Source organism: Streptomyces sp. NPDC054770 (genome assembly GCF_053611985.1).
The window spans coordinates 35,102-47,731 of the sequence record NZ_JBSHBL010000010.1; the positions used below are offsets into that span (position 1 = coordinate 35,102).

Consider the following 12,630-nt stretch of genomic DNA (forward strand, 5'->3'; position numbering starts at 1 on the left):
ACAAGGCAGCAGATGCACCGATTGTCCGGTGATGGATCCTAGGCTCCCGGCTGCGCGAACCCACTGCACGCCAGGCCCGCCGGACGAGTGACGCAACTTCTGCTGCTCTCTTCGGGCGACCGCCCCGGTCCGGTCCGGTCCTCAGGAGGCGAACGGCACCTGCGCCGACGGTGCTTCGCTCTTCCCGGCGGGGTGCCGCCACACGCCCTCCGCGGCCAGCCGGGGCAGCACCCCTTCGCCGAACCAGTACGCCTCCTCCAGATGCGGATACCCGGAAAGGACGAACTCCTCAATTCCCAGTGCGGCGTACTCCTTGATCCGCTCGGCGACCTCGTCGTGGGAGCCGACCAGGGCGGTCCCGGCGCCGCCCCGCACCAGCCCGATGCCCGCCCACAGGTTGGGGTGGATCTCCAGGGCGTCCCGGCGGCCGCCGTGCAGCGCCAGCATCCGCTGCTGCCCCTCGGACTCGCTGCGGGCCAGCCCCGACTGCACCGAGCGCACGGTGTCCGGGTCGAACCCCTCCAGCAGCCGGCCTGCCTCGGCCCACGCCTGCTCGGAGGTGTCCCGGGTGATGACATGCAGCCGGATCCCGAACCGCAGGGTGCGCCCCTGGGCCGCCGCGAGCCCCCGGATCCAGGCGATCTTCTCGGCGACCTGGGCCGGCGGCTCCCCCCAGGTCAGGTACACGTCCACGGAGCGGGCCGCGACCTCGCCCGCGACCGGCGAGGACCCCCCGAAGTACACCTCGGGCACCGGCTCCGGCACCCGGGCCAGTTTCGCGTCCTCGACCCGGAGGTGCTCCCCGTCCAGATCGACCGTCTTGCCCTCCCACAGCCCTCGTACGACCTCCAGGAACTCACCGGTACGGCGATACCGCGCGTCCTTGTCGAGGAAGTCCCCGTAGGCCCGCTGTTCGTGGCTCTCGCCGCCGGTCACCACGTTGAGCAGCAGCCGTCCGCCGGTCTGCCGCTGGAAGGTGGAGGCCATCTGCGCGGCGAGCGTCGGCGAGACGAATCCCGGCCGGAAGGCGACCAGGAACTTCAGCCGCTCGGTGTGCTGGCTGACCATCGCCGTGGTCAGCCACGCGTCCTCGCACCAGGCGCCGGTCGGGGTGAGCGCCCCCACGAAGCCGAGGTCCTCCGCGGCCCTGGCGATCTGGCTCAGATAGGCGACCGTCGGCGGCCGGTCCCGTCCGGAGGCCGTCGCCGGGGTGCCATGGCCGCCGCCGACGACATGCCGGCTGTCCCCGTTGGTGGGCAGGAACCAGTGGAAGGTGAGGGACACGAGGCGTTCTCCGATCACGAGTGGCCGTTTGTGGGGCGAGACGGGCTGCGGGGCGGTCAGAGCAGGCCGTGGCGGGGCGGCGGGGTGCCGTTGAGGACGTAGCGGCCGATGTGCTGGATCTTCCAGCGGGCCGGATCATGCAGGGTGTGGGTCCGGGCGTCCCGCCAATGGCGGTGCAGATTGAGTGAGTTGAGGGCCGAGCGGGTGCCGGACACCTCGAAGAGCGCGCCGGCGACGGTCACGGCCGTCTCGGCCGCCTGCACCTTCGCGGCGGCCACGGCGATGGACGCCTCGGCGGCCGATGCGTCGGTGAGGTCGGCGCCGGCCGTGTCGACCGCGCGGGCGGCCTCCCGCAGCAGGGCCTCGGACGCCCGCACCTGGACGGCGAGTTCACCGAACCGCTGGATCAGCAACGGGTCCTCGGCGGCGGACTCCACCCCGCTCTCGAACCAGGGCCGGCTCCTGGTGCGGACGAACTCCGCGGCCTCGGCCAGCGCTCCACCGGCGATCCCCACGTCGATGGCGGCGTGCAGCAACTGGGCTACTGCTCCGTGGAGTTGGGGTCCCTGGAAGGTGAGGTGGTGGGGCAGCACGCGGTCGGCGGGGACGGTCACGCCGTCCAGCCGGACGGTTCCGCTGGCAGTCGTACGCTGTCCCATGCCGTCCCAGTCGTCGACGACGGTGAGGCCGGGCGCGTCCCGGGGGACGTACGCCACGTGCAGGTTGTCGTCCTCGGCGCCGGCCAGGACGGGGATCCAGTCGGCGAACAGGGCGCCGGTGGAGTAGTGCTTGATCCCCGTCAGCAGGTAGGTGCCGTCGTCCTGGCGTTCCAGGCGGGTGCGGATGTCCTGGACGTGTTTCGTGCCGGCCTCGGACTGGGCGTTGCCGAAGCGGCTGCCGGCGAGCAGTTCGGCGAAGAAGAACTTCCGCTGCTCCTCGGTGCCCTGACGGCGGATCACGTTGACGTACACGAAGTGGCTCTGCGGGATCTGGGCGAGGCTGCCGTCGGCCGAGCCGAGGAGCCGGAAGATCTCCGCGAGCGTCAGGGCGCCGACGTCGGCTCCGCCGTGCTCGGCGGGCACGGTGACGCTCAGCAGGCCCGAGGCCGACAGGCGGTCCAACTCGGCCCGGGGCAGCCTGCGTTCGGCGTCCCGCTCGGCGGCCCCGGCGCGGAACCCGTCGGCCAGGGTCGCCGCCACGGCGAGGGCCTCGGTGTCGTCGGCGATGACGTGGGCGGTCATCGGGTCAGCTCGCCGCGGCCAGGACGGGCGTGCGGCCGAGGAGCGCGGCCGAGAACTGGTCGACGACCGGGGCGAGCGCCTCGGCGGCGGCCGGTGCGAGGGCCAGGGTGCCGTCCTCGCCCACGGTGATGTCCTTGTCGAGGGTGAACCAGCCCTGGACGATATGGGCGGCGCCCATGGAGTTGAGGACCGGGCGCAGCGCGTAGTCGATGGCGAGGACGTGCGCGACGGAGCCGCCGGTGGCCAGCGGCAGCACGGTCTTGCCGGTGAGCGCGTACTGCGGGAGCAGGTCGAGGAGGGCCTTGAGGACTCCGGAGTACGACGCCTTGTAGACCGGGGTGCCGATCACGACCCCGTCGGCGCGGTCGAACAGCTCGGTCGCCTCGACGATCGCCGGGTGCCGGAAGTCGGCGCCGAGCAGGGCTTCGGCGGGGATGGTGCGGACGTCGAGCGGGACGACCTGGTGGCCCTGGGCGGTCAGCCGCTGGTCCAGGTGGCGCAGCAGACGTCCGGTGCGGGACGAGGCGGAGGGACTGCCGGAGACGGACAGGACGGTGGCCATGGAGCTGCCTCTTTCGTGGCTTCGCAGTGGAGGGAAGGTCAGGCGTGGGCCCGGACGGGCTCGGACTCCCGGTCGGGGAGCCGCGCCTCCGGTTCGCGGACCAGGGGCAGCACCCGCCTGCCGAAGTACTCGACCTCCTCGTGGTAGTGCAGGAAGCCGAGCAGGAAAAGGTCGACGCCGAGCTGCTTGTAGGCGACGATGCTCCCCCAGCCTTCGGCCGGGTGGACCCCCAGGCGATCTGTTCCGGGGTGCCGATCAGGCCGGTGCGGAAGCCGTCGTTGTACCGGACGAGGTCCTCGAAGGAGGCGTCCTGCCACATGCCCTTGCCGTCGGCGGCGGACCGGCCGGCCTGGCGGGCGGCGGTGGAGTTGCCGCCCGGGAAGATCTCCGGGTGCGGGCGCTCGGGGGTGTTGAGCGGCTTGGGCTTGAGCGAGAAGTACCGCAACCGGTAGAAGTCGCCGACGAGTTCGGTGTGGTCCTCGGTCCAGATCCGGCGCAGCGCCCGGATGAACTCCTCGGCGCGGCGGATGGGGGTCCCCCCGGTTCGAGCGAAGCCGAGAACTGGGGGAGTTCGTCGTGCTCCGGCCAGGGCTCGAGGACGCCGGGGTGCCACAGACCGGGGTGGACGGCGGCGATCACCTTCAGGCGCTCGGTGGTGAGCAGCAGGGCGAGGCAGAAGCTGGTCGACTCGTGCTGGTACTCGGCGCCGTAGCCGGCCATGCAGCGGACCTGGCTGAGCGCGTACTCGAAGCCGTTGGTCTCGGCGAGGACGGCGAGTTCGCGGTGGTAGTCGTATCCCCAGTCGGTGCGTTGCTCGATCCTGCTGGTGACGACTCCTCCGCCGACGTCGGGGACCCAGTAGGCGACTTTCACGGGCGCGGCGGGCATGCGGAACTCCTGTTGCGAGTTTTCGGGCACGCCGGAATTCACGGGCCCGGCGCGGTGCGGGCACGGCACGGCACGGCACCGCACGGAAGGCACGGTGAATTCAGGCGGGAAAAGAAGGGAAGAGGGCGCGACGGATCTTGGTGGGGCGATCAGGCCGCGGCGCAACAGGAGGCGCTGGAGACGCGCGCGAGGTCGACGTGGCGTCGCCGCGTGAGGTCCAGTCGCATCTTCATGCCGTCGATGGTCGCAGTCCGCGCCGAGGGCCGTCAAGGAAAACCCGACCGTTCTCGCATCGCGGACCATTGAATTTCACGAACGTGTGACAGGGAAACCCTTGAACACGCTCCGAATAGCGGCGCATTCTGCCGGGGTGCGGACCGAACAGCTGGAATACATAGCGGCCGTGACCCGGCTCGGCTCACTGCGGCGGGCGGCCGACGAACTGCGCCTGTCGCAGCCCGCGTTGAGCGAGACCGTGCGGAACCTGGAGCGGGAGCTGGGCATCGATCTGCTGGAGCGCAAGCGCACCGGCGCGACGATGAGTGCGGCGGGGCAGGAGCTGCTGCCGCACATCGTCGAGGTGCTGGAGGCGGTGGACCGGCTGCGGGTCGCGGCGGGCGAGCAGCACCGGATCAGCCGGATGGTGCGCGTCGGCACGGTCAACGCGGCGACCGTGCCGCTGCTCATCCCGGTGCTGCGGGACTTCCGGGCCACGCATCCGGTCACCCAGGTCGAGGTGGTGGGCGCACAGCAGACGGAGATCCACCGGGGCCTCGCCGAGGGCGGCCTCGACCTGGGGCTGGTGAACCATCTCGACGGGGACGACGTGCCCGCCGGTTTCGAGGCCACCGAACTGCTGCGCGGGCGGCCGGTGGTGTGCGTACGGCCGGACAGTCCGCTCGCCGGCCGGGCCGAGGTGTCGGCCGACGAGCTGCTCACCGTGCCGCTGATCGCCATGCGCACCGGCTATGTGATGCACCGCTATGTGCACCGGCTGCTGGCGGACCGCACCCCGGTCTTCTCGTACTCGACGGACGGTGCCGAGATGGGCAAGCTGATGGTCGCGGAGGGGCTGGGCGCCACGGTGCTGCCGGACTTCAGCGTGGTCGGGGACCCGCTGGAGCGCGGCGGGACGATCGTCTGCCGCCCGCTGGCCGGGGACGCCACCGAGGTGGTGCTGATGCTCCAGCGCCGGCGGGCCGAGTCGGTGCCGCAGGCGGCGCGGGACCTGTACGAGACCTTCGTGCGCCGGGCGGCTGAACTGGGCGGGACGGTGCCGCGGCAGCCCTGACGCCGACTCAGGTGGCGGGCCCGGCCAGGTGGTTCCGCAGTGTCGTGGCGAGCTGTTCCGCCGCGGCGAGCTGGTCCGGGGTGAGGGGGGCCACGAACAGTTCGCGTACGGCGCGCAGATGGGGCAGCGACGCGTTCCGGAAGGCCTCCGCGCCCTCGGGGGTGAGCACCACCTCGGCGCCCCGGCTGTCGGTGGCGCACTCCTCGCGCCGGATCAGCCCGCGCCGCTCCATGCGGCCGATCTGGTGCGAGAGGCGGCTGCGCTCCCAGCCGACGCGGGCCGCCAGTTCCGAGGACCGCAGCCGGCGCCCGTCCGCCTCGCGCAGGGCGAGGAGCACGGCGTAGTCGCCCGGCGACAGGGAGCTCTCGCGTTGCAGGCGGGCGGCGAGCTCGGCGCGGAGCGCTTCCGTCGTCTCGATGAAGTCACGCCAGATCCGCAGTTCCTCAGCGGTGGGGAATTCCCGCCGTCGCGCTGTCATCGTGCCGCCACTCCCTCTTGTTGACATGTCAATCATATGCGAGCGATGATTGATGCGTCAACTACTTCAAGGAGTCCCGTCATGCCCGAACCCGCGACCGATCTCGTCTTCGGTCTCGACACCTTCGGCGATGTGCCCCAGGACGACTCGGGAGCCCTGGTGTCCCACGCGCGGGCCGTCCGGCAGGTCGTCGACGAGGCCGTGCTCGCGGAGGAGACCGGCGTCGACGTCATCGCCCTCGGCGAGCACCACCGCCCGGAGTACGCGATCTCGACCCCGGAGACCGTCCTCGCCGGCATCGCCACGCGCACCCATCGCATCCGGCTGGCCTCCGGCGTGACCGTGCTGAGCTCCGACGACCCGGTCCGCGTCTTCCAGCGCTTCGCCACCGTGGACGCGCTCTCCGAAGGGAGGGCCGAGGTCATCCTGGGGCGCGGCTCCTTCACCGAGTCGTTCCCGCTCTTCGGGTACGACCTGAGCGATTACGACGTGCTGTTCGAAGAGAAGATCGAGCTGTTCGCCAAGCTGCTGGAGGAGAAGCCCGTCACCTGGAGCGGCACCAAGCGGGCCCCGCTGGAAGCCGCCGACGTCTTTCCCAAGACGGAGTCGGGCCGGCTGAGCACCTGGGTCGGGGTCGGCGGCACCCCCCAGTCGGTCATCCGGACCGCCCGCTACGGCTTCCCGCTCATGATCGCCATCATCGGCGGCAATCCGGAGCGCTTCGCGCCGTACATCGACCTCTACCGGCGGGCCGCCGACCAGTTCGGCACGACCGCGCACCCGGTCGGGATGCACTCGCCGGGCTTCGTCGCCGACACGGACGAGGAGGCCCGGGAGCAGCACTGGCCGTACTACCGGGTCATCCGTGACCGCATCGGCGCGCAGCGGGGCTGGCCGCCGATCCGCAGGGAGGAGTACGAGGCCGAGATCGAGCACGGCTCCCTTTACATCGGCTCCCCGGAGACGGTCGCCCGCAAGGTGGCCGGGGCCGTCAAGGCGCTCGGCGTCGGCCGGTTCGATCTCATCTACACGGGTGGGGCGCAGTCGGTCAGCGCCCGCCTGCGCGCCGTCGAGCTGTACGGCACCAAGGTGATCCCGATGGTCCGCGACCTCCTCGCCGGCTGACGCCGTGAACGGAACGGAGAAGGGGGCCACCGGCGTGCGTACGGTCGGGATCCTGGGCGCCGGGAAGGTCGGCACCGTACTGGCACGGCTGGCGGTGGCGGCCGGGTTCCGGGTGCTGATAGCCGGATCCGGCGACCCCGCAGCGATCGCCCTCACCGTCGAGGTGCTCACCCCCGGCGCCGTCGCGGTCGGCGCCGTCCAGGCCGCGGCGGAGGCGGACGTGGTCGTCCTGGCCCTGCCGCTCGGCAAGTACCGCGGCATTCCCGCCGAAGCGCTGCGGGGCAAGCTCGTCGTCGACGCGATGAACTACTGGTGGGAGGTCGACGGTGTCCGCGAGGACCTCACCGACCCGCTGACCTCCTCCAGCCAGACGGTGCAGGCGTACCTGCCGGATTCGCGGGTGATCAAGGCGTTCAACCACATGGGCTACCACGATCTCGAGGACGGGGCGCGGCCCGCGGGCACACCGGGGCGCAGGGCGATCGCGATCGCCGGCGACGATCCGGACGGCCTCGCCACCGTCGCGCACCTCGTGGACGCGCTCGGCTTCGACCCGGTCGTGGCCGGCCCGCTCGCGGAAGGGGTACGGCTGGAGCCGGGCACCGAGCCCTTCGGCGCGTACGTCGGCGCCGAGGAGCTGCGCGCGATGCTCGACCGCTTCCCGGAGTCCGACCGCGGACGCACCGTGCTCGCCGCACGGGCGACTGCCACGACGCCCACCCGACCCGCAGCCTGAAGGCACCTGCCACGACAACGGCTTGCGCACATCGCCCCGATCGTGCGATGCGGGTCTGATTCGTCCGCTTCGCCCCCGGTGTTTCGGTACGGTGGGATCCGCTCCGCGGGAGGGGCCCCGGCCCGGTTTCCCGAGCGCTGACACGGCATTCCGGCCCGGGCAAGGAGACAGCATGCTCTCGGACTCGATCGTCTTCGGCGCCGGGGGCTTCATCGGCCGCTCCCTGGTGGCCGAACTCCTGCGCCGGGGCGGGCGGGTGGCGGCCGCCGTGCGCGGTTCCGGGGACGGACTGACGGCGTGGCTCGACGGGCAAGGCGTGGACCGTACCGCCCTGACGGTGCTCCGGGCCGACGTCACCGCCCCCGGTCTGGGACTGCCCGAGGAGGGGCTGTCCGGGATCCGCGATGTCTACAACACCGCCGCCCGGTTCGCGTTCGGCATCACGGAGACGCAGGCGCGGGCGGTCAACGTGACGGGCGCCGTACACGTGGTCGAGTGGGCGGCGGGTCTGCCGAAGCTGCGCCGGGTGGTCCACATCAGCGGCTACCGCATGGCCGCCGCGGACGGGCGGCCGCCGGACTACCGCCGGCAGGGTGCGTACGAGGCGTCGAAGCAGGACGGCGACGCCGCGGTCCGGGCCCGCGCCCGTGAGCTGGAGGTGCCGCTGAGCATCGCCAATCCCAGTACGGTGATCGGGCCGGGACAGTACCTCGGGCTGGCCGAGGTGGTCTCCGGTCTGTGGCAGGGCCGGCTGCGGGCCCTGCCCGGAGGCCCCGGCGTCTTCCTCCCGGTGGTGCCCCTGGACCACTTCGTCCGGTTCCTGGCAGCTCTTCCGCAGGACCCCGGGAGCACGGACGGCACCTACTGGGTGCTGGACGACTCGACGCCCGAACTCCCGGCGCTGGTCGGCCTGCTCGCGGAGCACCTGGGGGTGCGCCCGCCGCGCCGCTCGATCCCGGTGGGTGTGCTGCGCAGGCTGCCCCGCGCGATCACCCGGGCGGATCCCGAGACCCTCTCGTTCCTGTCGACCGACCGCTACGACACGGCCTCCGCCCGCGCCCTGTCCGCGGCCCACGGACTGTCCATGCCACCCGTGCGGACGGCGCTGCGCGAGTGGGCCGACGACCTGGTCGCCACCCGATTCGGCCGCTCCGGACGGTGCCGCCGCCCCTACGGCTTCCACAGTGTGGCGGGCACCCGGACCTGGGTGACGGGAGAACGGCAGCGCCCCGGATACGTGCTGTTGCACGGGCTCCTGCTCAGCGCGGACGCCTGGGCCGGGGCGGCGGACCACCTGGACGCGCCCGCCCTCGCGGCCGACCTGCCCGGCTTCGGCAGGTCGGGAGCGAGCGAGGCCACTCTCGACGAGTGGCTCGACGACCTGCTGCGGCCGGTGGAGACCCGGCCGGTGCTGGTGGCGCACTCCCTGGCGTGCGGTCCCGCCCTGCGCTACGCCGCGGCCCGGCCCGACCGGCTCTCGGCACTCGTGCTGGTCGCGCCGGCCTTCCTCCAGCGGCCGTCCGCCGCGCTGCTGCGCTCGCCCCTCGCCGTACCGCTGCTGCGCACGGCTTCCGCCGCCCGCCTGGCCCGTTCCCTGGATCTGCCCGAGGGCCCCGGCCTCGACGCTCTCACGCTGGACCTGCGGCGGGCCGGGACCGCACGCCGGGTGGTCGCCGCGGTGCGCGACGCCCATCGGCAGCGTGCGGAACTGCGCCGTGTGCTGCGGGAGTCGCGGCTGCCCGTGGACATCGTCGTCGGGTCGGCGGATCCCCTGGCCGAGCCCGTGGACACACCGGTCACGGTGATCGAGGCCGCGGGGCACTGCCCCCAGGTCACCCATCCGGCGGCTGTCGCGCGCCTGCTGACGTCCTGCCGGGACCGGGCCGCCGCCCCCTAGGCCCCGGTGCCCGTGACGGGCTCCCTCCGCGCGCTACCTCGTGAAGGCGAGGACCACGTTGTGTCCGCCGAATCCGAAGGACGTGGACAGGGCCGCCCGGGCGGGCACCCGCCGCGGGCCGCCGCACACCAGGTCCAGTTCGATCCCGTCGGACGCCCTGTCCAGGTTGCGGACCGGCGGGATCAGACCCTGTTCCAGGGTGAGGACGGTGAAGACGGCCTCGACCGCACCGGAGGCGCCCAGGAGGTGGCCGGTGGCGGACTTGCAGGCGGTGACCGCCGGATGCGGTCCCACGGCCTCCTGTACGGCCCTGGCCTCGGTGGCATCGCCGAGGGGCGTACCGGTGGCATGCGCGTTCACATGGTCGATGTCGGCCCCGGTGAGTCCGGCGTCCCGCAGGGCCGCCCCGATGGCCCGCGTCTGGCCCTCTGCGGCGGGGAGCGTCACGTCGTAGGCGTCGGAGGTGACACCCGCGCCCGACAGGGTCGCGTGCACGTGCGCGCCGCGCGCCCGCGCGAAGTCGGCGCGCTCCAGTACGACCATGCCGGCGCCCTCGGACATGACGAAGCCGTCGCGTTCCCGGTCGAACGGCCGGGACGCCCGGTCCGGGGCGTCGTTGCGCAGGGAGAGGGCGCGCATCCGGGCGAACGCGCCGAGTGCCAGGGGGTGCAGGCAGGCGTCCGTGCCGCCCGCGACGACCACGTCGGCACGGCCGGAGCGGATCAGGAGCGTACCGACCGCCAGGGCCTCCGCACCGGACGCGCAGGCGCTGGTCGGGGCGTGCGTGCCCGCCCGGGCCCCCAGCAGCAGGCCGACCGCCGCGGCACTGCCGTTGGGCATCAGCATGGGCACCGTGTACGGCGAGATGGCGCGCGGGCCGCGCTCCTCCAGCCGGTCGTCCTGTTCGAGGAGGGTGAGCCCGCCGCCGATGCCGGTCCCCACGACCACCGCGAGCCGTTCCGGCTCGACCTGCGGCGCGCCGGCGTCCGTCCAGGCCTCCCGGGCCGCCACCACCGCGGCCGCCTGACTGCGGTCCAGCCGCCGCCGCTGGATCCGGTCCAGCCGGGAGGCGGGGTCCTCGCACATCCCTCCGGCGATACGGACGGGCAACTGCTCGGCCCAGGAGGTGTCCAGGCGGGACACCCCGGACCGGCCGGACAGCAGCGCCCTCCAGCTGGACGGAGCGTCACCGCCGAGCGGGGTGGTCGCGCCGAGGCCCGTCACCAGCACGTCGGGGCTCGGGGGTGTACGCCGGCCGGCGTGGGGCCGGTTCGCTTCAGTGGTCGCGGGCAGCATGAGAGGTTCCTTCCGCGCGGTGTTCCTGTCCCTTGCCTTGCGTCGCCGGCGGCAGGTTCCCCGGCGTCTCCCCGGTCGTCCGGGGGAGTCCGGCCGTCACCAGCGCCATGATGGCGATCAGTAATTCCCCGGTGCTGAGAATTTCTTCGGCCCTTTTCATGCCTTCCCGACGCATTCGAATATCGACCGCTTTCTTCGGCACATCCGCCCGGAGAAATCTACTCGCCCGGCCCGGTCCGGCGCCTCACTCTTTTTCACGAGATCGAGGCGGGCCCGGGAGACCACACAAGGGACCATTAGCAATATAAACAGTCCACCACCTGTCCTATTTTCTTCAGATAGTCGGGCGGCAGGCCCTCTAATTCCGCTGTTGCAGCGACGCTTGAACACGCTGCATAGTGAGGTAGTAATGCCGCAGGGAGAGCTCGACGAACAGGACCTCGCATTTTTCCACCCATCCGAAAGGGGAAGTCAATTCGTGCCTCAATACAGTGAGGGGCAGTTATTCTCAGCCATCCAGGACGTGCGCGTCCTGCGCTGGCCCGTCGAGGTGCAGGAGCTGGAGCAGTTGCGGCGCCGGGGAATCCTCCGGCTCCTCGTGGTGGAGAACGGCGCGACTCCGCCGGTTCCGAGCGACTCGCGGGAGGACTGGATCCGGGCGCCGGTCAGCAGGGCCGACTTCGCGGCCCGGGTCGCGGCGCTCCGGGCCAGAGCCGGCACGCACCGGATCCCCGTCCTCGACCAGGACGGACTGCTCCGGTACGGCACCCGGATGGTCCCCGTGTCACCGACCCAGATGAACCTGCTCCAGCCGCTGGTCGAGCGGTACGGCACCCTCGTGGCCCGGCACGAGCTGATCGCCCTGCTCCGCGACCGGCGCGGAACGGACAGCCAGAACGCCCTGGACCTGCACATCATGAGAATCCGGCGCAAGGTGGTCGCCCTCGGACTGCGTATCAGGACCGCCAGCGGACGGGGATATCTCCTCGAATCCAGCGACTGATCCGCGACTGATCTTCACAACAGCCAATGAAACGAGCCCTGTTGAGCGCCGTGCGCTCGACAGGGCTCGCGCGGAGCACCGCAGGCTCACTGGAGCGCCCCCGGAGCGTGGTCGCCGGTCCGGTGCCGGTCGGGCTCCGGGCCGGGCGGCGCCATCAGGCCCATCCGGTAGGCGTGGATGACCGCGTGCACCCGGTTGCGCAGGTTCAGTTTTTCCAGCAGCCGTTGCACATGGGATTTCACGGTGTTTTCGCTCAGCACCAGCACCGCGGAGATCTCCGTATTGCTCAGCCCGTGGGCCAGCAGCCGGAACACCTCCCGCTCCCGCCGGGTAAGCACCTCGAATCCCGCCGCCCCCGCCGCCGGAACACCGGGGAATTCGGCGGCCCCGGGAAACCGGCCGGCGCCGCCCGCCCGCGGCCCCTCCTCGTCGAAGAAGATCCGGTAGCCGGCCGCCACGACGTGAATCGCGGACAGCAACTGCTCCGGGGTGACACGGTGGCGCACGACCCCGTGCGCTCCGGCCCGCAGGGCGCGCCGGGCGCCCGGGTCCCCCTCGTGGGCCATGAGCAGGACACCGGGCCCTTCGGCGCCGCAGCACGCGGACAGTTCGTCGACCAGTTCGACGGCGTCGGCGGGGTCCGGGAGGGCACCGGCGAGCAGCAGATGCGGCCGGAGTTCGCGAGCCTTTCCCACCGCGCTCGCACGGTCGGACACCTCGCCGACCACCTCGATGCCGCCGTCCTCGTCGAGGACGGACCGGATTCCGGTGCGGGCGATGGACCGGTCGTCCACCAGCAGGACCCGGATCGGTGAGCTCATCGCCGTCC

13 protein-coding genes and 1 pseudogene are annotated in these 12,630 nt (G+C 72.2%); 5 read left to right on the plus strand and 9 right to left on the minus strand.

The genetic code is table 11. The features are described from left to right. Nucleotides 1–141 precede the first annotated feature (141 nt). The 5 genes and pseudogenes from ACWGKQ_RS11790 to ACWGKQ_RS11810 form a co-directional block, all read right to left on the minus strand. The gene (locus ACWGKQ_RS11790; protein ID WP_453291888.1) at nucleotides 142–1,284 is read right to left on the minus strand and encodes an LLM class flavin-dependent oxidoreductase; all 1,143 of its coding nucleotides are present in this window, start codon (nucleotides 1,282–1,284) and stop codon (nucleotides 142–144) included. Nucleotides 1,285–1,340: 56 nt separating this feature from the next. Further along, nucleotides 1,341–2,525, minus strand: coding sequence for an SfnB family sulfur acquisition oxidoreductase (locus ACWGKQ_RS11795; RefSeq protein WP_453291738.1), 1,185 nt, complete (start codon nucleotides 2,523–2,525; stop codon nucleotides 1,341–1,343). A 4-nt stretch (nucleotides 2,526–2,529) separates the two neighbouring features. After that, nucleotides 2,530–3,087 (minus strand): NADPH-dependent FMN reductase, encoded by a 558-nt coding sequence (gene ssuE / locus ACWGKQ_RS11800; protein WP_453291739.1) that lies wholly within the window; start codon nucleotides 3,085–3,087, stop codon nucleotides 2,530–2,532. A gap of 38 nt (nucleotides 3,088–3,125) precedes the next feature. Beyond that, nucleotides 3,126–3,975: pseudogene (locus ACWGKQ_RS11805) on the minus strand (LLM class flavin-dependent oxidoreductase). Between the two features lie 149 nt (nucleotides 3,976–4,124). After that, nucleotides 4,125–4,208, minus strand: coding sequence for a putative leader peptide (locus ACWGKQ_RS11810; protein ID WP_350760414.1), 84 nt, complete (start codon nucleotides 4,206–4,208; stop codon nucleotides 4,125–4,127). Nucleotides 4,209–4,345: 137 nt separating this feature from the next. Here ACWGKQ_RS11810 and ACWGKQ_RS11815 point away from each other — a divergent pair, with 137 nt between their 5' ends. Then, nucleotides 4,346–5,266 (plus strand): LysR family transcriptional regulator, encoded by a 921-nt coding sequence (locus ACWGKQ_RS11815; protein ID WP_453291740.1) that lies wholly within the window; start codon nucleotides 4,346–4,348, stop codon nucleotides 5,264–5,266. A gap of 7 nt (nucleotides 5,267–5,273) precedes the next feature. On the opposite strand, the gene ACWGKQ_RS11820 is transcribed toward ACWGKQ_RS11815, so the two are convergent. Continuing rightward, a complete protein-coding gene (locus tag ACWGKQ_RS11820) occupies nucleotides 5,274–5,744 on the minus strand; it encodes a MarR family winged helix-turn-helix transcriptional regulator (RefSeq protein WP_453291741.1) in 471 nt (156 codons plus the stop codon). An 81-nt stretch (nucleotides 5,745–5,825) separates the two neighbouring features. Between ACWGKQ_RS11820 and ACWGKQ_RS11825 the strand changes: the two genes are divergently transcribed. From ACWGKQ_RS11825 to ACWGKQ_RS11835, 3 genes are all read left to right on the plus strand, one after another. Continuing rightward, on the plus strand, nucleotides 5,826–6,869 hold the full coding sequence (locus ACWGKQ_RS11825; protein ID WP_453291742.1) for an LLM class flavin-dependent oxidoreductase: 1,044 nt from the start codon (nucleotides 5,826–5,828) through the stop codon (nucleotides 6,867–6,869). A gap of 4 nt (nucleotides 6,870–6,873) precedes the next feature. Next, nucleotides 6,874–7,605, plus strand: a complete 732-nt coding sequence (locus ACWGKQ_RS11830; protein WP_453291743.1) for an NADPH-dependent F420 reductase — start codon at nucleotides 6,874–6,876, stop codon at nucleotides 7,603–7,605. A 172-nt stretch (nucleotides 7,606–7,777) separates the two neighbouring features. Next, nucleotides 7,778–9,502 carry an alpha/beta fold hydrolase gene (locus ACWGKQ_RS11835; RefSeq protein WP_453291744.1) on the plus strand — a complete coding sequence of 575 codons (1,725 nt, stop codon included), beginning with the start codon at nucleotides 7,778–7,780 and terminating at the stop codon, nucleotides 9,500–9,502. 33 nt (nucleotides 9,503–9,535) lie between these two features. Here the strand turns inward: ACWGKQ_RS11835 and ACWGKQ_RS11840 are convergent, their stop codons facing one another. Together ACWGKQ_RS11840 and ACWGKQ_RS11845 are read right to left on the minus strand one after the other, a co-directional pair. After that, complete coding sequence (locus tag ACWGKQ_RS11840) at nucleotides 9,536–10,798, minus strand: beta-ketoacyl-[acyl-carrier-protein] synthase family protein (RefSeq protein WP_453291745.1); 1,263 nt, start codon at nucleotides 10,796–10,798, stop codon at nucleotides 9,536–9,538. Then, entirely contained in the window at nucleotides 10,779–11,000 is a 222-nt protein-coding gene (locus ACWGKQ_RS11845) for a hypothetical protein (RefSeq protein ID WP_453291746.1), read from the minus strand. Before ACWGKQ_RS11845 ends, ACWGKQ_RS11840 begins: the two co-directional genes overlap by 20 nt. A 276-nt stretch (nucleotides 11,001–11,276) precedes the next feature. Between ACWGKQ_RS11845 and ACWGKQ_RS11850 the strand changes: the two genes are divergently transcribed. Further along, nucleotides 11,277–11,801, plus strand: coding sequence for a helix-turn-helix domain-containing protein (locus tag ACWGKQ_RS11850; protein WP_453291747.1), 525 nt, complete (start codon nucleotides 11,277–11,279; stop codon nucleotides 11,799–11,801). An 86-nt stretch (nucleotides 11,802–11,887) separates the two neighbouring features. Here ACWGKQ_RS11850 and ACWGKQ_RS11855 read toward each other — a convergent pair whose 3' ends face one another. Beyond that, nucleotides 11,888–12,622 (minus strand): LuxR C-terminal-related transcriptional regulator, encoded by a 735-nt coding sequence (locus tag ACWGKQ_RS11855; protein WP_453291748.1) that lies wholly within the window; start codon nucleotides 12,620–12,622, stop codon nucleotides 11,888–11,890. Nucleotides 12,623–12,630 lie beyond the last annotated feature (8 nt).